Annotated in this window: 17 protein-coding genes; 6 read left to right on the forward strand and 11 right to left on the reverse strand. The window is 72.7% G+C overall.

What is annotated here, in order from left to right; translation table 11 throughout:
• Window positions 1-6: 6 nt before the first annotated feature.
• From BLS95_RS13995 to fxlM, 3 genes are all read right to left on the reverse strand, one after another.
• A complete protein-coding gene (locus tag BLS95_RS13995; RefSeq protein WP_425434722.1) occupies window positions 7-1,152 on the reverse strand; it encodes a cation:proton antiporter in 1,146 nt (381 codons plus the stop codon).
• A 24-nt stretch (window positions 1,153-1,176) separates the two neighbouring features.
• A complete protein-coding gene (locus BLS95_RS14000) occupies window positions 1,177-1,659 on the reverse strand; it encodes a cation:proton antiporter regulatory subunit (RefSeq protein ID WP_090931369.1) in 483 nt (160 codons plus the stop codon).
• A 226-nt stretch (window positions 1,660-1,885) separates the two neighbouring features.
• Window positions 1,886-3,037, reverse strand: a complete 1,152-nt coding sequence (gene fxlM / locus BLS95_RS14005) for a methyltransferase, FxLD system (RefSeq protein WP_090931370.1) — start codon at window positions 3,035-3,037, stop codon at window positions 1,886-1,888.
• A 148-nt stretch (window positions 3,038-3,185) separates the two neighbouring features.
• Here fxlM and BLS95_RS14010 point away from each other — a divergent pair, with 148 nt between their 5' ends.
• Window positions 3,186-3,473, forward strand: coding sequence for a HesB/IscA family protein (locus tag BLS95_RS14010; protein ID WP_090931371.1), 288 nt, complete (start codon window positions 3,186-3,188; stop codon window positions 3,471-3,473).
• A gap of 45 nt (window positions 3,474-3,518) precedes the next feature.
• On the opposite strand, the gene BLS95_RS14015 is transcribed toward BLS95_RS14010, so the two are convergent.
• On the reverse strand, window positions 3,519-4,499 hold the full coding sequence (locus BLS95_RS14015; RefSeq protein ID WP_090931372.1) for an acetylxylan esterase: 981 nt from the start codon (window positions 4,497-4,499) through the stop codon (window positions 3,519-3,521).
• A gap of 111 nt (window positions 4,500-4,610) precedes the next feature.
• Between BLS95_RS14015 and BLS95_RS14020 the strand changes: the two genes are divergently transcribed.
• Window positions 4,611-4,886 carry a hypothetical protein gene (locus BLS95_RS14020; protein ID WP_090931373.1) on the forward strand — a complete coding sequence of 92 codons (276 nt, stop codon included), beginning with the start codon at window positions 4,611-4,613 and terminating at the stop codon, window positions 4,884-4,886.
• Window positions 4,887-4,981: 95 nt separating this feature from the next.
• Here the strand turns inward: BLS95_RS14020 and BLS95_RS55630 are convergent, their stop codons facing one another.
• The 4 genes from BLS95_RS55630 to BLS95_RS58985 all read right to left on the reverse strand — a co-directional run bounded on the left by BLS95_RS55630 (window position 4,982) and on the right by BLS95_RS58985 (window position 11,792).
• Window positions 4,982-9,049 carry a hypothetical protein gene (locus tag BLS95_RS55630; protein WP_090931374.1) on the reverse strand — a complete coding sequence of 1,356 codons (4,068 nt, stop codon included), beginning with the start codon at window positions 9,047-9,049 and terminating at the stop codon, window positions 4,982-4,984.
• 118 nt (window positions 9,050-9,167) lie between these two features.
• Entirely contained in the window at window positions 9,168-9,674 is a 507-nt protein-coding gene (locus BLS95_RS14030) for a methyltransferase family protein (RefSeq protein WP_090931375.1), read from the reverse strand.
• Between the two features lie 84 nt (window positions 9,675-9,758).
• Window positions 9,759-10,091 (reverse strand): YnfA family protein, encoded by a 333-nt coding sequence (locus BLS95_RS14035; protein WP_090931467.1) that lies wholly within the window; start codon window positions 10,089-10,091, stop codon window positions 9,759-9,761.
• Between the two features lie 246 nt (window positions 10,092-10,337).
• On the reverse strand, window positions 10,338-11,792 hold the full coding sequence (locus tag BLS95_RS58985) for a zinc-dependent alcohol dehydrogenase (RefSeq protein WP_281249992.1): 1,455 nt from the start codon (window positions 11,790-11,792) through the stop codon (window positions 10,338-10,340).
• Between the two features lie 46 nt (window positions 11,793-11,838).
• On the opposite strand from BLS95_RS58985, the gene BLS95_RS14050 reads away from it, so the two are divergent.
• A complete protein-coding gene (locus BLS95_RS14050; RefSeq protein WP_090931376.1) occupies window positions 11,839-12,453 on the forward strand; it encodes a nucleotidyltransferase domain-containing protein in 615 nt (204 codons plus the stop codon).
• 377 nt (window positions 12,454-12,830) lie between these two features.
• Window positions 12,831-13,022, forward strand: a complete 192-nt coding sequence (locus BLS95_RS14055; RefSeq protein WP_090931377.1) for a DUF1918 domain-containing protein — start codon at window positions 12,831-12,833, stop codon at window positions 13,020-13,022.
• Window positions 13,023-13,086: 64 nt separating this feature from the next.
• Here BLS95_RS14055 and BLS95_RS14060 read toward each other — a convergent pair whose 3' ends face one another.
• Entirely contained in the window at window positions 13,087-13,638 is a 552-nt protein-coding gene (locus tag BLS95_RS14060) for a type II toxin-antitoxin system Phd/YefM family antitoxin (RefSeq protein WP_090931378.1), read from the reverse strand.
• A 107-nt stretch (window positions 13,639-13,745) separates the two neighbouring features.
• Here BLS95_RS14060 and BLS95_RS14065 point away from each other — a divergent pair, with 107 nt between their 5' ends.
• Window positions 13,746-14,567 carry an SDR family NAD(P)-dependent oxidoreductase gene (locus tag BLS95_RS14065; protein ID WP_090931468.1) on the forward strand — a complete coding sequence of 274 codons (822 nt, stop codon included), beginning with the start codon at window positions 13,746-13,748 and terminating at the stop codon, window positions 14,565-14,567.
• 400 nt (window positions 14,568-14,967) lie between these two features.
• Here the strand turns inward: BLS95_RS14065 and BLS95_RS57810 are convergent, their stop codons facing one another.
• Window positions 14,968-15,891 (reverse strand): class I SAM-dependent methyltransferase, encoded by a 924-nt coding sequence (locus BLS95_RS57810; RefSeq protein WP_245765043.1) that lies wholly within the window; start codon window positions 15,889-15,891, stop codon window positions 14,968-14,970.
• Between the two features lie 55 nt (window positions 15,892-15,946).
• Here BLS95_RS57810 and BLS95_RS14080 point away from each other — a divergent pair, with 55 nt between their 5' ends.
• Window positions 15,947-16,708 (forward strand): SDR family NAD(P)-dependent oxidoreductase, encoded by a 762-nt coding sequence (locus BLS95_RS14080; protein WP_090931469.1) that lies wholly within the window; start codon window positions 15,947-15,949, stop codon window positions 16,706-16,708.
• Window positions 16,709-16,774: 66 nt separating this feature from the next.
• Here the strand turns inward: BLS95_RS14080 and BLS95_RS14085 are convergent, their stop codons facing one another.
• Window positions 16,775-19,855 (reverse strand): chondroitinase family polysaccharide lyase, encoded by a 3,081-nt coding sequence (locus BLS95_RS14085; protein ID WP_176993175.1) that lies wholly within the window; start codon window positions 19,853-19,855, stop codon window positions 16,775-16,777.
• Window positions 19,856-19,883 lie beyond the last annotated feature (28 nt).

Below are 19,883 nucleotides of genomic sequence, written 5' to 3' on the forward strand. Positions count from 1 at the left end.
AGCGGCTCAGGCCCGTTTCGCGATGGCCTCGATGAGGGGTTGAACGAGCTTGGCAGCCAGCGGGCCGAACGCGGCCAGGATGAGGACGTACGCCGCCGCCAGCGCGCCCAGGTCGGGATGAACGCCCGCGCCCACCGCCAGGCCGGCGATGACGATGTTGAACTCGCCGCGCGGGATGAGCGCGATGCCCGCCCGCGCCTGGCCGGCCCTGGCGATGCCCGCCCGCCGGGCCGCGTACGCGCCGGTGAGCAGTTTCGTGATCATGCTGATCACGGCCAGCAGGGCGGCCAGCCCGGCCACGGGAAGGATCTTGGCCGGGTCGGTCTGCAGGCCGAAGAACACGAAGAAAACGGCCGCGAACAGGTCGCGCAGCGGCTCCAGCAGCGCCCGCGCGTCGTGCGCGAGCTGCCCGGACAGCGCGATCCCGACCAGGAACGCGCCGACCGCCGCCGACACCTGCAGCTGCTGCGCCAGCCCGGCCACCAGCAGTGCCAGCCCGACCACCTTGAGCAGCAGCACCTCGGAGTTGGGGCTGGACACGAACGCCTCGATGAACCGGCCGAAGCGCAGCGCCACGATCAGCACCACGCTCACGGTCAGCAGCGCCACGCCCACCGAGACCGCCCCGCTGGCCAGGCTCAGCCCGGCCAGCATGGTGGTCAGCACGGGCAGGTAGATCGCCATCGTCAGGTCTTCGAACACCAGCAGGGACAGCACCGTGGGTGTCTCCCTGTTGCCGATCCAGCCCAGGTCGGACAGCACCTTGGCGGTGATGCCGGAGGAGGTCGCGTAAGTCACGCCGGCCATGGCCACGGCCGCCACCGGGCCCCAGCCCAGCAATAACGCGCACGCGGCCCCGGGGGCGGCGTTGAGCACGAGGTCCACGATGCCCGCGCGGGCGTTGCTCGTCAGGCTCGTGACGAGTTCGTCGGCGTTGTACTCCAGGCCGAGCGTGAGGAGCAGCAGGACGACGCCCAGCTCCGCTCCGACGGAGATGAACTCCTCGCTGGTCGCCAGCGGCAGCACGCCACCGGTCCCGAACGCGAGACCGGCGATGAGGTAGAGCGGGATCGGGGAGATGCCCGCCCGCAGGGCCAGCGCGCCGAGCACGCCGAGGCCGAGCAAGACAGCACCGAACTCCAGGAAAAGCACCGCGGTGTGGTGCAAACCGCGGCCCTACCCCTCTGCCAGGAGGTCGGCGACCTCTGCGGTGCTGTCCTCGCTGCCCACCACGACGACGACGTCGCCGGCGGCGAACACGAAGTCGGGCCCGGGGCTGGCGAACACCCGCCCGCCACGGACGACAGCGACGATCGAGGCGCTCGTACGGGTCCGTACGCGTGCCTCGCCCATCGGGCGGTCGGCGTACGGGGAGCCTGCCGGGATCGGCAACTGCACGCTGACCAGGCCCTCCACCTGCTGGTGCAGCGCGTTGAGCCGGGCCACGATGCGGGGGGCGCCGAGGAGCTCGGCCAGGGCGTCGGCCTCCTCGTCGTTGAGCTTGACGGTCTGGCAGGCGCGGTCGGGATCGTCCTTGTCGTAGATCACCAGATCCCGGCGCCCGGTTCGGTGGGACACGACGCCGACCCGCTGCCCCTTACGGGTGGTGAAGTCGTGCCGCAGTCCGATCCCTGGCAGTGCTGTCTGTTCGACCTCCACCTATCCCACCCGTCCAGATCACGCTTTTTCTGGACAACCTTACCAATAGTTCACTTCCCGGAAACCGCATAATTTATGGTCTTTTGTAGCGAACGGCGGCCCCGGCCACAGGCGCCGGCTCCTCCCGGGCAGGCTCAGCCCCGGAGGCGGCGGCACTCCCAGACCAGCGCAGCCGCGGGCGCGTCACCGGACGCGCCCGCGACCGGTTGGCTGAAGGTTAGGGGCTCTAGGGGAAGCTCAGCACCAGCTTGGTGTGCCGCTTGGCGATGATCGTGCCCGCCGTGGGGACGGCCCCCTGGTACGCCTCGACGCGCAGGTCCTCCGCCTCCGGCCGGCCCGCCCCATCCCACGCCCCGACGTGCGCGGCCAGCTCGGCGGCCAGCCTGGCGCCCCCCGGCCCGTGGCCGCGCGCCACCAGCGTGCGATCCTCCGCCAGCAGCGCGATGCTGTCGCCCTCCACGATTCCGGCGGTGATGCCGTATCCGGCGCCCAGCGTCCCGCTCAGCGTGCACCAGCGGGGCTCGTGCAGCGCCAGCCACAACGACAGGCCCATGCCGGTCGCGGACATCAGCGATGACATCTCCACCTTCGTGGCGATCTCGGTGGGCACGGCGCCGAGCGCGGCCGGCACGTCGCCGATCTCGCGCGGCTCCGGCAGCACCAGCATCAGGTCGGGATCGCGGCTCAGCACCAGCGTCACCTCGGGCCCGGCGAACGGCCCGCGCATGCGCATGAACCCGCACGGCAGCACCGACCGGCTGACCCAGTGCCCGCCGCTCCGCTCCATCGCCACGGACGCCTGCACGCCGCGCAGATCGAGCGGCACCACCAGCCGCCCGTCGCCCTTGAGCTGCTCCAGCCAGGCCGGGGCCAGGTCCCACACCCCGACGGTCGCGATCACCCGGTCGTACGGGGCCCGCTCCCGCCATCCCGCCGCCCCGTCGGCGCACACCACCTCCACCGGTGAGGAGGTCCCGGCGGCCGACAGGTGCCGCCTGGCCCCCGCCACGATGTCCTCGTCGATGTCCACGCTCACCACGTGCCCGCCGGGCGCCACGAGGTGGGCCAGCAGGGCTGCGTTGTAGCCGGTGCCCGCGCCGATCTCCAGTACCCGGTCTCCTGGCCGCACGCCGAGCTGGTCGAGCATGGCGGCCATGATCGCGGGCTGCGAGGAGGAGCTGATCGGCCGGCCCTCGTCGTCGCGCTTGGTGACGATGGGCTCGTCGCGATAGGACTCCTCGGGGTCGACGCCGGGCAGGAACAGATGCCGGGGCACCGCGAGCATCGCCGCGGCCACGGGCTCGCCGACCTCCTGGCGCTCGCGCAGCAGCGCCACCAGGGCGTGCCGCTGCGCCTCGTACTCCGACCCGCGGTCCATGAACCCATTGTCCCCCGGCGGGAGCCGGCCCGCCGGTGACGCGGGATCTCCGGGAAGTATGGGTAAAGAAACGGTCAGGAAGGGTTGAGCTCGCGAGTTGCGGGAAGGGCAGGCAATTCGTGTACGTCAAACGTGAGGAGGAGCCGTAGTGCTCACCCTGACAGCCAACGCAGCCCAGGCGATTCGCGATCTCACCGCGTCCGCGCCCGAGCCTTCCCAGAGCGGGATCCGCATCTCGTCCCAGGGGGAGGGCGCGAGTTCGCTCACCCTTACGCTGGCCACCGCCCCGGAGCCGGCCGACGAGGTGGTCGAGACCGAGGGGGCGCGGGTCTATCTCGATCCCGTCGCCGCGAGCGTGCTGGAGGACAAGTCACTGGACGCCGGGGCCGACGACCAAGGGAGTGTCTCGTTCCTCGTCAAGGAACAGCCGGTCTGACGCGGCCCCGCCGTGCCGGCACCGTCCGGCACGGCGGGATTCCGCTCAGCCGTCGGCGAGCAGCTTGTGCAGGTAGCGAAGCTGTTCCTCCGACTGGAAGCCGCCTCCGCCCTCGTGGTTGTTCCAAGGCCAGACCGTGATCTCCTTGGGACCCCGCCAGTGGTTGAAGGCGGCGAACACCGTGGACGGCGGGCAGATGTCGTCCATCAGCGCCACCGAATAGAGCGCGGGCACCTGGCCACGGGCCGCGAAGTTCAGCCCGTCGAAGTACGACAGCGTGCGGAACACCTGCTCGGCGCTGCCCCGCTGGGTGGCGAGGAACCGGACCAGCTCCTGGTACGGATCCCGCCCGGTGATCTCGACGGCCCGCCGGAAGTGGGTCAGGAACGGCACGTCGATCAGCGCCGCCTTGACCGAGGGGTGCAGGACGGCCGTGGCCTGGGCGATGCCGCCGCCCTGACTGCCACCCGAGACCACGATGCGGCCCGCGTCGACCGCCGGGTGGGCGGCGGCCACGTCCACGGCCCTGACGGCGTCGGTGAACACCCGCCGGTAGTAGTAGTCGTCGGGGTCGAGGATGCCGCGGGTCATCATGCCCGGCGCCTGAGGCGAGGCGCTGCCGTGCGGGTCCCCGGTGGCGCCGGGGCTGTTGGGATTGGCGCCGCCGTGGCCCCTGGTCTCCATGACGAACACCGCGTAGCCCGCCGACGGCCACATCAGGTGGTCCTTGGGGAACCCGCGGCCACCGCTGTAACCGATGTAGTGCATGACACACGGCACCGGCCCCTCCGTGCCGCGCGGCACGATGAACCAGCCGTTGATCCGGTGCCCGCCCCAGCCGGCGAACGAGACGTCGTACACGTCCACGGTGACGAAGGGCAGGTCGTAGGGGACGAATTCGGCGGCCGGCTCGGTCTCCCTGGCCTCGGCCAGAGTGCGGGTCCAGAACGCGTCGAAGTCGGCGGGCTCGTCCCGGTCGGGGAGGTATCGGCGCAGTTCCTCTAGGGGCAGATCGAACAGTGGCACATGATCTCCAACCTGTAGCTAAGAATGGTGATATTTCACCTCATAGGGACGAGAAGCACCATCCCGCCTTCCGGGATGCGAGAAACGGCGAGGGACGGGTAGGGGCGTCGCGTGAGCCACTACCTCATCGAAGTCCCCTACCCGCACCTCTATCCCGGGCTGATCCTGGACGCCCCGGCTGAGGTGGATGACTTCCTCGTGCTCTTCGGCGACGGCTCGGAGTCCAGGGCGCAACTGATCAGCGACGCCACCGGCCGGCCGGTGCTCCGGATGGGCGGCTACATGACGGCCGCCGGCACGGTCATCGACGAGCGCGTGTGGACGGTACGCGAGTCCGCCCGCCACGGCGACCGCCTCCACCTCCGCCTGGGCGAGCCACTCCCCTGACCGCCACCCCACCCACGAACCCCGCGCCAGCCCGTCCGGACCGCACCAGCGAGCCGGTCGCAAGTAGTAGGGGGTTGGCGCGGGTGGGGGAACGGTCAGCGGGTGTTCGGGTGGGATGGGCCGGGCCGGTCGCAGGAGCCGGCCTCGGTGCTCGCCACCTTCCAGTCCGCCCCCGGGAACGGGCTCATGAAGTGGGTCAGCAGGTCCACCGCGTAGTCCGGCACCCGACCGCCCGGGTCCAGCAGTGACACCATCTGCGGGCCGTCCGCGCCACGCAGCGTGATCGAGTTGCCGCCGCCGGCCGCGAAGCCCGGCTTGGCGTCCACGGTCACGCAGGCCAGGCTGATCCCGGCGGCCTTGATCTCCTGCTCGGCCCCGATGCGCCGCATCCGCTGGTCGTAGCGGCGCAGGGCCAGCGAGCTTGTACGGGTCAGGCGTACCGAGTCGTGGAAGACGTCGTTGCCGATCTCCCTGCTGAGCCGGACCTGCAGCGAGACGTCCGGCCGCAGGTCCACCCCCTTGGCGGCGAGCCGGAGCCGCCCGTAGTCCCCCTCGAAGCCGGGCGCGACGTAGCCGAGCACCGGCGGCGCCTTCAGCCCGAACGGGACCTTGCCGGGCCGCACGCGCAGCCACGACATGCGCTCGATGGACAGGGCGAGGTCCTTCACCGCGCTCGCACCCAGCCCGAACCGGCCGCCGACGTGGTAGGTGAGGAAGCCCTTGGTGTACGGGACCTCCTTGCTGACGGCGATGCGCTGGGCGGCCATGGGGTCCATCCGCAGCCCCGCGCGCAGCGAGATCCGCCCCGTGGGCACCGGTTTCGACACCAGGTCCAGCGACAGGTCCGGATTGAGGCGGACCGTGGTGTCGGCGGCCAGATCCTTGACCGCGAACGCCACGTCGCCGAGCCGGCCCCGCGGGTCCACCAGCCCGCCCTCGACGCCCAGCGAGCCGTCGAGCGTGTTCACGCCGCCCACGGCCTTGTACGTGACGGCGGGCACGCTCAGTCCGGCGCCCGAGGCGTCGGCGTCCACCCCGAACACGGCGGGCACGTCGGAGAAGCGCAGTTCCCCGGTGCCCTTCCCGGCCAGGGTGACCCTGGCGATCAGGCGCTTGACGGGCGCGGAGTTCGTCACGCGGATGCGAGTCTTGGCGCCGTACGTCCCGCGGACGTCCACCGCGGCGGGCACCGGGTCGATGGCCACCTGGCCGCGCACCCCCGCCGCCTCGGCCAGCACGTCGAGCGTGCCGAGCGTGGCCGCGGGCTCGATGCGGTACCCGGCCCGTACGGCGTTGCCCTGCGCCACCTCCAACGGCCCCAGCGCCAGGCTGGTGATCTTGGACGGCAGCCCGGTCAGCGTGGCCCTGGCCTTGATCGGCACCGGTGACAGGACGCTGCTGGCCAGGTAGACCCCCAGGTCCCGGCGCCGGGGACGGAACCCGGAGAACGCGAACGTCCGGCCCGCCACGTCCACCGACACCTGGTCGGGCAGCCCGGTCACGTCCAGGTAGCCCTGCAGCCCGAAGCACCCGCGCCCCGGCACGCAGAACGGCCCCTGGGCACAACCCGCCGACCCGGCCGCGCACCCGCCGTCCACCAGGGACACGCCGCCCGGCACGGCGGGGGCGGCCCCCATGCGGGACAGGGCGCCGACCTTGCCGAGCCAGGCCCTGGCCCGCACGTCCAGGCGCGAGCCCTGGTAGGTGAGTTTGCCGCCGGCGGCGGAGACGGCCAGGCGGCCGGGCACCGGGCCCACCGTGCCGATCAGGCCGAACCGGATATCGCCCTTGGTGATGTCGGCGTCCACGGCCATGCTCTGCCGGGCGGAGCGGAAGTCGGCGTCGAACCCCTCCTCGGCCGGGCTGAACTCGACGTGCGACAACCCCTTGACCAGCACGCTGGCGTCCAGGTCGCCGCTGGCCTGGTCGTAGTGCGCGGCCAGGTGCGGGCCGGTGGGCGCGGTGGCGCCGTCGTGGTTGGTGACGGCCAGCGCCGCCGATCCGACCGGGCCTGACAGTCCGCGGAACCGGTACGAGCCGGCCTGCCACGAGGCGTCGAACCTGGCCGGGACGCCGGTCACCTCGGCGGCGGCCCTGACGTATCGGCCGCCCAGCTTGGCCCTGGCCAGGGCCGAGACCTTGGTGACCGGGCCGTCCGAGGTCCAGGTGAGCGTCCCGGCGCCGGTGTCGGCGGCCAGTTCGGCGTGCTTGCGCACGCCCTCGACGGTCATCCGCAGGTCCTCGCCGGTCGCTGCGGTAGTTACGTTCGCTTTATTGGCATAAATCCTCAGTTGCTGGAGCTTGCCGGACGTGTCCACCTTGACCACCGACCGCTCGCCCAGCTCCCACGAGGCCGTGACATCGTCCTGCACGCCGAGCACGGTGCCGTCGATCGTCGGGCCCGACCTGCGGTCGGCGTAGGCGGCGCGCAGCCGGCCGATCACGCCGGTGGCCCGGTAGACGGCCTTCCTGGCGGCCGGGTCGATGGTGACGTCCACGGTGGAGGGGGTGTTCGAGAGCTCCAGCCGGGTCACGTGGACGCCGTCGATACTGGCCGCGCCCACGAACGACTTGCCGCCGGCGGTGGCCCGCAGGTGGGCGTGCGGCGCGGCCCCGTACGAGACGTCGAACCCGGACAGCCCCGACACCAGCCCCGACATCCCCAGGGCGGCGCCGTTCTTGATCATGGTGACGTGGCCGCCCCGCGGGCTGGCGATCGCGCCCTCGCCGCGCTGCAGCACCACCGCGAACGTGCCCACGGGAGAGCTGCTCGTCTGCGTGACGCGGCGCGCGTCCGGGTCGCTGACCAGGCGCACCTTCGCGGGCAGGTCGCTCATCTCGGCCTTCAGCACGGTCCTGGCGGCGGCCCGGTCGAAGAAGGTCAGGTTCGCCGCGCCGGCCCCGGGGCGGCCCGCGTCGACCGACAGGGTCTGCTTGCCGTTCGCGGCGGCGTACTTGGCGGTGAAGGACGGCGGCACCTGCCGCAGCTCGGCGCTCAGCGCGCGGGACAGGCGGCCGTCGCGGTAGGTGAAGTGGTGCAGCCGGGCGGTCGCGATCGGCGACGAGCTGGTGAAGCGCAGCTCGGTGCCCGACAGGCGTACCGCGGCGCGGGTGTCCATCCGGTCGAGCACGGCCTCGGTGAACCGCTGGCCCGACACCGACAGCGCCTCCAGCCGGGCCGGGGCGGAGGCGGTGACGTCCAGCGCGTCCAGCCGGGCGGGGGCGGAGGCGGTGCTGTCCAGGGCGGGCGAGCCGAGCGCGGCGTTCACGGTGAGCCGCTCGGTGGCGGGGGTCTGGCGCAGGCTCACGGCGGTGCGCCCGGTGAGGCCCGCGATCACGGCCGCGGACTCCCCCGGCTCCGTACGCTCGATGTCCGCCTTGACCCGCCTGCCCGCCAGGTCCATGGTGAACGTGCCCCGGTCGGAGCGCGACAGCGACGACCCGCGGCGCAGCCCGTCGAACCCGACCGACACCTTGCCGTCGTACTCGGCCCAGACCCGCGCCTTGAGGCTTTCCTTCGACAGCCGCCTGACGGCGAACCCGAGCCCGATCGAGCCCTCGGCGGGGCCGGCCACGGGGACCAGGTCGGCGGCCAGGTCGGGCATGCTGTCGCCGGTGACGTCGGCCGCCACCGGCACGCCGACCGGCCGGGCGATCGAGCAGGACACCGGCACGTCCGCGCTCTCCACGCAGAGCCGGTACGTCAGCCCCGGCACGGCCTTGCCCAGTCCCTCCAACTCCCGCGCCACCGCGGCCAGCGGCTTCAGGAGGGTCAGCGGCTGCGCCTGCGCGGTGTCGGGCACCACCTGGCCGACCGCGGGGGCCCGCCCGCTCATGCCCTGCTCCTGCTGGACGGCGGCGGCCGCGGCGGTGATCTCGTTGATCAGCCGTGGACCCGCGGGTGTGGTCACCTCGGGCATCTCGGGCCCGACGCGTTCGTCCCCGGCGGGGCGGGCGGCGATGGAGGGCCCGCTCGGCAGGCTCACCACGGCGGCCGGCGGCTCCTCAACGGCAGGCACCGGCCGGATCTTCGCCGCCTGCCGATCCATCACGTGTCGCGTCGCCGCCCCGTGCGCCTGTGCCTGGCTGGTGGCGGGCAAGGCCACCAGGACCGCGCTGGCAACGGTCGTCGAAGCGAGCACGCGCAGGAGGGCGTGCGTCATTAACGTTCTCCCCCGGACCGGTGAAAATCATCACATCAGAAACAACGGTCACGAGATGACCACATGTCATCACTCATCGTCAAACCACCGGGCACATGGGACTCCAATTTCTCTGCCGTCACGGCCGGTACGGGGACAGGCGCGGCCACCAGCCCGGCACGTGGGCGCGGTAGTCGTCGTAGTCGGAGCCGAACTTCCGGCGCAGGGCCGGCTCCTCGTACCAGCGCACGAAGGAATAGACGGGAACCCCCAGAACGGTCGCGTAGCCCAGCAGCCACGGATCACCGAAGATCGCGGCCTGCCCGACGACCGCCGCGAAGACCGCGACGTACATGGGGTTGCGGACGTGGCGGTAGAAGCCGCCGACCACCAGCCGGTCGGGCGGCGCGACCGGCATCGGCGTGCCGAATCCCTCGACCACGAACCTGACGAAGGCGTGGACCAGCACGACGAGCCCGGCCAGCACCAGCAGCCCGCCCAGCACCTGGAGCGGGATCATGACGGCGGGCGGGAAGGGGTCGCGCATCCGCCAGCCGCTGATCCAGTACGGGATCAGGACGGCGACGGTGCCCGGCGCGGCGGCGAAGAAGGCGGCACTGACGACGGCCGCGGGTGTCCTGCGCATACGATCGCTCCTCGGCGCTAATTCACTACATGATGAGTTTAAGAAGCGACGAAGAGCACCGTCAACGGCGTGCGGGCAGGGGGTTCAGCTTCGCGGGGCGTACATGATGACGGCCACGCCCACCAGGCAGATCAGCGCGCCGATCACGTCCCACCGGTCCGGGCGGAAGCCGTCCGCCACCACGCCCCAGACCAGGGATCCGGCCACGAAGACGCCACCGTAGGCGGCCAGGACGCGGCCGAAGTTGGCATCGGGCTGGAAGGTGGCGACGAAACCGTAGGCGGCCAGGGCGAGGATCCCGGCGGCGACCCACCACAGGCCGCGCTGCTCCCGCCAGCCCTGCCAGACCAGCCAGGCGCCACCGATCTCGGCGACGGCGGCGAGCAGGAACAGGGCGATGGAACGCAACACGGCCATGCCGCCCACGATACGAGCGCCCCGAAACCGCCGGTCCTCCGTGCCCGCCGGGGGCACGCCGGACGTCCCTGCCCACCAGGAGCACGCCGGACGTCCCTGCCCACCCGAGGCACGCCGGACATGCCTGCCCACCCGAGGCACGCCGAGCGTCCCTGCCCGCGAGAGGCGCCGGTCACACGCACCCACCGGGGCCCCTCATGGGAGGCTGCCGGGGCGCCTCTCATGGGAGGCGGCCGGGGGCTCCGGTCACGGGAGCCGGGGGTCGACGTGGATCTTGGGGGCGTCGCCCCACTCGAGTCGCCGCTCCCCCGCCAGCACGGCGGCCACCTCGCCCAGGGAGACGGTGGCCGCGACCAGCGGGCGGGGATCGACCTGGCGGGAGGCGTACAGGTCGGTGGTCCCGGCGAGCCCGCCCGAGGCGCTGAGGACGCCCACGGCGGTGACGTCCTTGAGCACCATCCGGCGCGTGTCGAGCCGGCTCGGCTCTGCCGACAGCCCGATGAACACCACGTGCCGGCCGGGTTCGACAAGGTCGAGCGCGAGCGCAGGCGAGCCGGCCCCGTTCGAGGCGTCGATCACGGCATCGAACCGCAACGAGGGATCGAGCCCCACCCCCGCCTTGCCCCGATCGTCCGCCTTCGCAGCATGCCCCGCCTTTGCCCCATCGCCCGCCTTGTCCCCGCCTGCCTTGGCCCCATCGCCCGCCTTCACGGCATGCCTCGCCTTTGCCCCATCCCCCGCCTTCTTCCCGAGCACCTCCGCGCCCGCTATTTCCGCACCCGCCGCCTCAATGCCGCCTCCCCGCAGTCCGCCGCCTCCACCCAGGCCCACAACTCCCTCCAGGCCCCCGGCTCCTTCCAGGCCCGCAGCTCCCTCCAGGCCCGCAGCTCCTTCCAGGCCCGCAGCTCCCTCCAGGCCCCGGGCTCCCTCCGGGCCCGCTCCTTTCAGACCCGCGGGTCCCTCCAGGCCCATTGCCCCCTGCAGGCCTGCCGGTCCCTCCAAGACCCTTACCCCCTCCAGGCCCGCTTCTCCTTCCGGGACCGGTGGTGCCGTCCAGGTGTGGGTGAAGCCAAGGGAGCGGGCGAAGGCGAGCGAGCGTTCGGTCACCCCCAGCAGGTGGACCTCCACCCCTTGGGCCCTGGCCATCAGCGCCGCCAGCAGCCCGATGGTGCCCGGTCCGATCACCAGTAGCCGCTCCCCGGGTGCCAGCGCTGCGGCCCGCACGGCGCGCAGCGCGTTGCCGCCCGGCTCCACCAGAGCGCCGAGCCCCGGATCGACCGTGTCGGGCAGCGGCAGCAGCGCGCGTACGGGCACGGGCAGGCGTTCGGCCAGCGCGCCGGGCCAGCCGTGGCGGATGCCGATCTCGTACCGGTCGTCGCAGAGGTGTTGCCGGCCGGAGCCGCACCGGGCGCACCGCCCGCACCCGAGCATGGTGTCGCCCGTGACGCGCCGCCCCAGCCAGGCGGGGTCGACTCCGTCGCCGACCTCGCACACCCGCCCGGCCCACTCGTGCCCGATTCGTACGGGATAACGGGCCTCGCCGGTACGCAGGTAGGCCATCGCACCGGAGAAGACCTCCGCGTCGGTGCCGCACACCCCGGCTCGTTCGACCTCGACCACCACCTCACCGGGGCCGGGCACCGGCGGATCGACCTCCTGGATCTCCGCGCGTCCCGGACCGGTGATGACGAAGGCACGCATGGCGGCTGACGTTACCCCAGCCCGGACAGCGGTGCATGATTGCCGGATGACGCTGCGAATCGAGACCCCGTGGGGGCCGTGGGAGGCCATGTCCCTGCCCTCGGTCGTCGAGCTGTTCCGGCAGGCCGCGGTGCCGTGGTGGGTGAGCGGCGGGTACGCGGTCGAGCTGGCCGTGGGCCGCGCCTACCGGGATCACGGGGACCTGGACGTCTCGCTGCTGCGCCGGGACCATGTCGCGGTGCGCGGCCTGCTGTCCGGATGGGACTGCCACGTGGCCGATTCGGGGACGCTGCGGCCGTGGCCGCCGGGTGAGGTGCTGCCGGAGACGGCCCACGACATCTGGGTACGTGAGCATCCCGGCGGGCCGTGGCGGTTCCAGCTCATGCTGGACGAGGCCGACGGCACCGACTGGGTCTACCGGCGCGACCCCCGCATCCGCCGCGCCCTGGCCACCCTGACGATCGAGGAGCCGGGTTTCCGGCGCCTCGCCCCGGAGGTCCAGCTCCTCTACAAGGCCAACGACCCGCGCCCGAAGGACGAGCAGGACTTCACCGAGGTCGTGCCGGTCCTCACCGGCGAGCAGCGGCACTGGCTGGACACGGCCCTCCGGCTCACCCACCCCACCCACCCGTGGCGCGAGCGCCTGCGCTCCGAGCCGTAACCACGCGGGCGGGGCCGTTGCAGCACGGGCAGGCCGTAGCCGCACGGGCAAGCCATAGCCACGCGGGCAAGCCGTAGCCGCACGGGCAGGCCATAGCCGCACGGGCAGGCCATAGCCACGCGGACAGGCCGTAGCCACGCAGGCAAGCCATAGCCACGCAGGCAAGCCATAGCCACGCAGGCAAGCCATAGCCACGCAGGCAAGCCGTTGCAGCGCAGGCAGGCCGTAGCCACGTGGGCAGGCCCGGGTCTCTTCGAGGGGCTCTGCCGAAGAATCCTCCGGCAAGTGGCGCGGCCTGTCGGCTTTCCGAGTCGGCCGCTCTCGTGCACTGTGGGATGGAATCCCAAGGTTGCCAGAGCCCGGCGAGAGGACCCACCATGCAGGCGAACGTCGGTGACATGCTGATCATCCATGGTCACGTCGTCGGCCAGCGAGACCGGAAGGGCGAGATCATCGAGATCCGGGGCCCGGCCGGATCACCGCCCTACGTCGTCCGTTTCGACGACGGGCATGAGCAGCTCATGTTCCCCGGCCCGGACGCGGTGGTCCAGCCCGCCATGTCCGAATGACCGCACCTGCACTGTCCCGCTAAATACTTCCGGCCGTGTCCTGAGGCCGTTGCTCCCGGCTCGATCAGGTTCCGCCGATCTCGCCGTGGCCGGGTGCGGCGAGGGCACGCAGGGCCTCGTTGACGTCGCCACCCGAGCCGGCCGCGATCTCGTGGCCCGCTCGGTCACGGGCCACGACGGCGACCGCCCCGTCCGCCAGGCGGGCCAGGGTGATCGTGGCGCCGTCGGTCAGCAGCCCGTCGGCGCCCGGCCGGTGCCGGGACCCGGGCCTGTCCAGCAGGCGCCGGGCCGCGACCAGCCCGGCGACCGGGGTGCGGTGCCGGCCCAGCAGCACGGGTGAGTCCTCGTACGGCTGCGCGACCTGCCGTACGAGGTCACCGAGTTTCGAGCGGGCGGTCGACAGCGGGACGAGCGGCAGGCCGCTCAGCACCCCGGACACCTCGGACAGCGGGACCAGCGCGGCCCACTCCCAGCGCTCGCGGGTGATGAGCGTGATCCCGCCGTTCGCGGCGGCCTTGACGAGCGAGCTCCAGCGGGCCCGGGCGTCCTCCACCCCGGCCGGAGGGCCGAACCGCGCCTCCAGCTCGTCGTACGACGGCCGATCAGTGTTGATCATACGGAGAATCGTAAGGCTGCTTACGGAATTTTCGCAAGCCGCCTTACAGAAACGCGGAACAGGGTGGCTGATAGCGTCGGAGCCTAACGGCCGGAGTGGAGGTGGGCATGCGTCCCATGGAGCAGCGGACGATTCTCGTCACGGGCGCGACCGACGGCCTCGGCCGGGCGCTGGCGGCCGACCTCGCCGGGCGGGGCGCCACCGTGCTCGTACACGGCCGGGATGAGCGGCGCGGGCAGGACACCCTGGAGGAGATCCGGGAGCGGGCCCCCGGCGCCCGGTTGCACTGGTACAGGGCCGATCTGGCCTCGCTCGCCGAGGTGCGGGAGCTCGCCGAGGCCGTACGGGGCGAGCATCAGGCGCTCGACACCCTGGTCAACAACGCCGGCATCGGGTCGACCGTGCCCGGGGGCGGGATGCGGCAGGAGAGCGCGGAGGGTTACGAGCTCCGGTTCGCGGTCAACTACCTGGCCGGCTATCTGCTCACCCGACTGCTGCTGCCGGTGCTGCGGGCGGCTGCCCCGGCCCGGATCGTGAACGTCAGCAGCCTCGGCCAGACCCCGATCGACTTCGGCGACGTGATGCTGGCCAAGGACTACAGCGGGGTGCGGGCCTACTGCCAGAGCAAGCTCGCGCAGGTGATGTTCACCGTGGACCTGGCCGAGGAGCTGGCGGGGAGCGGGGTGACGGTCAACGCGTTGCATCCGGCCACCTACATGCCGACGAAGATGGTCGCGACCCCGACGAGCGAGCTGCGCGAAGGGGTGGAGGCCACGGCCCGCCTGGTCACCGACCCGGAGCTGGACGAGGTGTCCGGGCGCTTCTTCGACGGCACGCGCCCGGCACAGGCACTCGACCAGGCCTACGACCACGACGCCCGAGCCCGCCTACGCACCCTGTCACACTCGCTGACCGACCTCCCGAGCTAACCCGCCTCCCGAGCTAATCGGGCTCCAGAACTGACCGGCCTCACAAGCTGACCGGGCTCACAAGCTGACCGGGCTCGCAAGCTGACCGGGCTCGCAAGCTGACCGGGCTCCAGAACTGACCGGCCTCCCAAGCCAACCCGCCTCCAGAGCTGACCAGGGCTCCAGAGCTGACCAGGGCTCCGGAACTGACCGACCTCCGGAGCTGACGGACCTCCCGAGCTAGCCCGCCGCCCGAGCTGACCGACCTCCGGAGCTGACCGACCTCCCGAGCTAGCCCGCCGCCCGAGCTGACCGACCTCCGGAGCTGAGCGACCTCCTGGAGCCGACCGGCCGCCGGAGGTTGACACCGGCCCGTACCGGTGCGGGCCGGAAGGGCCGCTGCGGCGGCTCCGACCAGCCCCTATATCCGGGCCACCACCGCGTAGCGCTCGTCGTCGATCTCCTTGCCCCACAGCACCGGGTCCGGCAGCGGATCGACGCGGGTGTCGGCGACGAGCGGTCGCAACGCCGCCACCAGATCGGCCGCGCTCACCCCACCCGCCCAGGGCAACTCGCCTCCCGGGCCACCGCCCGGATCGCCGCCAGAGTCGCCAGAGTCGCCACCCAGGCCACCGCCCGGATCACCGGCCAGGCCACCACTCGGATCGCCACCCGGGCCACCATCCGGATCGCCACCCGCGTCGCCGCCGGGGCCACCGCCGGGGCCGCCACGGCTACCCGCATCGCCGCCCGTAGTCCCACCCGCATCGCCACCAGGGCCGCCCGGATCGCCGCCAGGGCCGCCCGCATTGCCGCCAGGGCCGCCGAGGTCCCCGGGGCCGCCACAGCCGCCCGGGGTGACGTTGGCGGGTGTGCTCCAGCGGCCCTCCACGAGCACCAGGCGGCCGCCGGGGCGCAGCAGCCCCGTCCAGCGCGACAGGGCCGCCCCGGGGGCGGGGACGGTCCACAGGAGGTGGCGGGCGAGCAGCACGTCGAAGCGCCGGTCGCCGACCGGTGGCCGGGCCGCGTCTCCGACCAGGACGGACGCGCCCGTGCCCGCCAGCTTGGCGCGGGCCCGTGCCACCATCCGGGGCGCCAGGTCCACCCCCACCACGCGGTGCCCCTGCTCGGCCAGCAGCAGCGCCAGCGAACCCGTGCCGCACCCCAGGTCGAGCACGTCGAGCGGCCCGTCGGGTAACCATCCGGCCAGCCGGGCGGACCAGGCGGCCCGGACCGCGGGGTCGCGCAGGCCGTGGTCGGCCTCCTCGTCGAAGGTGTCGGCGGCGGCGTCCCAGAGTTCGGCGATGCTCTTCATGGCGTACAGCTTGCCTGTCTCCACTGACATTTCTGCGGTCAGGAACCTGGTGCACTGGTCAGACCAGTCGCTAGGGTTGCCTCTCATGGGATATGACGCGTTGTTCCGCCTCGATGGGCGACGGGCCGTGGTGATCGGGGCTGGGAGCGGGATCGGCCGGGAGGCGGCGCTGGCGCTGGCCGCCCACGGGGCCGGCGTGGTGTGCGCGGACCTCGACCTGGACGCGGCGGAGCGGACGGCCGCCGGGTGCGGCGGGTCCGCCCGCCTGGTCGACGTGCTGGACGACGCCGCGGTGCGCGGCCTGGCCGCCGCGGAGCCGGCCGACGTGCTGGTGTTCACGGCGGCCACGAACGTGCGCAAGCGGCTGCTCGACTACTCCGGCGAGGAGTTCGAGCGGGTGGTGAACCTCAACCTACGGGCCTCGTTCGACGTGGTGCGCGCGTTCGGGGCGGGCATGGTCGAGCGGGGGCGCGGCTCGATCATCGGGTTCGCGTCGATCCGGGCGTCCGTCACCGAGCCGGGGCAGGGCGTCTACTCCGCCACCAAGGCGGGGCTGGTGCAGCTGCTGCGGACGGCGGCGGCCGAGTTCGGGCCGAGCGGGGTGCGGGTCAACGCCATCGCGCCGGGCGTCGTCGAGACGCCGCTGACCCGGCAGATCAAGGACAACCCCGACTGGTACGCCGCGTACGCCGCCAAGAGCGCCCTGGGCCGGTGGGCGTCGGCGGAAGAGCTGGCCGGCGCGGTGGTCTACCTGGCCGGCGACGCGGCCAGCTTCGTGACCGGCTCCGTCCTGTACGTGGACGGCGGCTGGACCGCCGTGGACGGCCGCTTCGACCCGCCCAACTGACCCCCGCAGCAGTGACAGGGGCGGAGGCCCTTGCCCGGCCGGGTCAGGCGGCCCGCCGCCCGACCGTCAGCGGCGGCGCAGGCGGGCCTGCAGCGGCCGGCCGTGCACCGTCTCGAACTCGACGACCGTGCGCGACCCCGTGACCCTGGCGCGGCACGGCTGGCCCTCCTCCGCCCGCCAGCGCCCCTCCAGGGTCACCCGCAGCAGGTGCGGGTGGCTCGGCTCGGCCAGCCAGGGCCGCGACCACGGGCTGTAGTGCCCGACGTAGCGCCCCCGCTCGTACTGGTCGAGGTCGATCCCGCTGTAGAGCCGCAGGTCCGGATCGCAGACCGCCAGCACCAGCCCGTCGCCCTCCTCCCGGACGAGCAGCATCGAGGGCGTGTCCACCTCGCGCACCACCCCGTCCAGGCGGGTGCGCTCGAACACCGCGTACCCGGTCAGGCCGGTCTCCCGGTCGCTGACGACGTGCGCCGCCCGGTCGGCCCGCAGCACCCGGTACGGCGCCCGCGCCGGATCCGCCATCGCGGCGGCGAAGCCGGCCATCCGCTCGGCGGTCGTGTTCACCACCATCGCGTACTGGTAGGTCCCGTCGCGCGGCGCCCGCCCGTGCCTGATCCAGGCGGTGGCGAAGTCCCCGGCGGTGGGCTCCTCGGTGGCGTTGTGCCGGGAGGACTGGGCCGAGCGGGTGAGGGCGACCCGCTGCCCGGCTGCCAGGTAGTAGCCGATGCCCTTGTCGTCCAGCAGCCAGCGCGGCGCGCCGTCGAGCGCCTCGTAAGGGAAGGCCGTCACCGCGGACCCGTCCACCACCGTGGCCGCGTCCCGGGCGGCCAGCCGGGTCTGGAACAGGGTGGTCTCGGTCTCGTCGGCTCGGTCGTCGTTCGTGATGCCGGTGCCGACGGCCACGATCCGGTCGTCGAACAGGAACACCGACTTGCGGGCCCGGTGCGTGCCGTCGTACTTGGGGTGGCCGTGCAGGTCCATGGCGAACATGCCGTTGCGCCCGTCGATGCTGTGCGCCCCGGCGAAGCGGGAGTCGGTCAGCAGCATCTCCTCGATGGCCCCGGTGAGGTCGCCCTTGAGCCGGTCGAGCGGCTTGTGGATGACCGTGGTGCCGGGCCGCCGGTTCCAGTCCCAGCCGGGCTGGGCGTAGCCGCTGTCGAGGTTGGTGACCGGGTCGCCGCGGTGCAGGACCTGGATCTGGCCGTAGGTGTTGTAGCGGCCGTACCAGTTGGCTCCGACGTAGATCTCGGTGCTCCACAGGTAGCGGTTGTGGCCGCGTACGGTGACCTGCCACTCCTCGCGCCGGTGCACGGCGAGCGCCGCGTAGTTGAGCGCCCACGTCCCGCTCGGCGCGGCCTCGGCCCTGATGCCGCGGGCGGCCAGCCGGGCGGCGAGGTCGCGCTGCTCCGGCGTGGGCGAGGCGGGCAGCAGCCGCAGGAAGGCGGCGGCGATGTCGTCGTCCATGGGCGCGAGCCACTGGAAGGGGACGATCGACAGGGCGGTGGCGCCGCTGGGGTTGCGGCCGCTGATGGAGATCGGCCACTGCGCCTTGTTGGCGTAGACGCGCTGCATGAGCAGTGCCTTCTTGAGCCAGCCGAACGCCTCGCCGGAGACGGCGAAGGCGCCGCCGCGCATGACGTAGACGAGCGGGGCGAGCCCGGCCAGGCCGTCGCGCACGTAGTCGGGGAAGAAGCCGACGTGGTGGAAGGCCGTGCCGTCCACCTTGATCCCGTCCTGGATGCCGTCGGTGGGCATCAGGGTGTCGTTCAGCCAGTCGCGCAGCACCCGCAGGTAGGCGACCTGCTCGGCCTCGCCGTCGCGCAGCAGCACGGCCGCCAGCATGCCGCGGAACGTGGTGTTGTGGATGTCCATCATGCTGCCGCGCGCCATCCGGAACCCGAAGCCGCGGAAGATCCGGCCGAGCCCGGTGAGCCACTCCAGATCCGCCCGGACCCGCTCGAACTCCCCGGCCGCGCGCAGCGCGTCGCGCATGAGGTAGACGGAGTCGTGGAAGCCGCGGGCGTCGTAGCCGAGGTGGTGGATCGTGCCCTGGCCGCTGCCCCTGGTCCAGCCCTGCTCGCGCAGGTGGGCGACCATCCGCAGGTAGAGCCCGGCCAGCGCGGGCCGGTCCTGCGCGCTCGCCTGGTGGGCGCGGGCGATGGCCTGCATCAGGTCCGTGCAGGCGCGCAGCGTCACCGGGTTCACGAACGCCTTCAGCTCGGCCGCGATCTCCACCGGGTAGATCTGCGACTGGTAGGCGTGGGTGGGCCGGCCGACCAGGGCGTTCACCTGCGCGGTGAGGGCGGGGACGTCCGCCTTGACCGGGGCGATGAGGTATTCGTCGTGGTAGCGGGTGTGCAGGGTGCGCAGCGCGTCCAGCTCCGCCGCGGTCGGGGGTGACGGGTCCGGCTTGACGGTGGCCAGCAGCCGGTCGAAGCGGTTGAGGGCCTGCCAGTGCTGGTTGTCGTACTCGTCGCCCTCAGGGGCGATGTCGGGGAGCTGGTGGTCGCTGTTGGGGGCGTCGGGGCGCAGGGGCACGTTCAGCATGAGCTGGTCGAGGTGCAGGGCGCCGGCGCGGCGCGGGGCGATGACCCGCAGGGTGTCCATGGCGGGGTGGGGCTTGCCGCGCATGTCGTACGCGTACCGCACCCACGCCGTACGCCACCCGCTGAAGCCCAGCCGGAACTCGAACCAGACGTCGGTGCGCTCACCCCTGCCGAACTCGAACCTGAGCACGTCGTCCACCGGCGTCCCGTTGTGCACCCACACGCAGAACGCGTCCACCATCCCCTGCCACGCCTGGTCGTCGCCGTAGCGGTAGGGGTCGGGCGCCCACTTCAGCGGCGCCCTGACGGTGATCACGTCGCCCGGGCCGTGGTCCCAGCGCAGTGACCTGGTCCCGCACACCGCCACCTGGTCGCCGATCGACAGCCCGGTGCCGGAGAAGTGCGGCGGGACCGCGCTCTCCAGCAGGAACACCGGCGGCTCCAGCGCCATCGCCCGCTGCTCCAGGCCGGGATCGAGGGCCGCGGCAAGGGCGGAGCCCGGACCGGTGCCCGCGGTCATGGCGGCGGCGGGCTCCGGCAGGGTGAGGAAGGCGCTTGCCGCCCCGGCCTTGAACACCGTCCTGCGCGTGATCTTCGCCATGGCCGCCATCAAACGCGACAGTCGGGCG

Origin of the sequence: Nonomuraea jiangxiensis, assembly GCF_900099965.1 — a bacterium.
GTDB lineage: Bacteria > Actinomycetota > Actinomycetes > Streptosporangiales > Streptosporangiaceae > Nonomuraea > Nonomuraea jiangxiensis.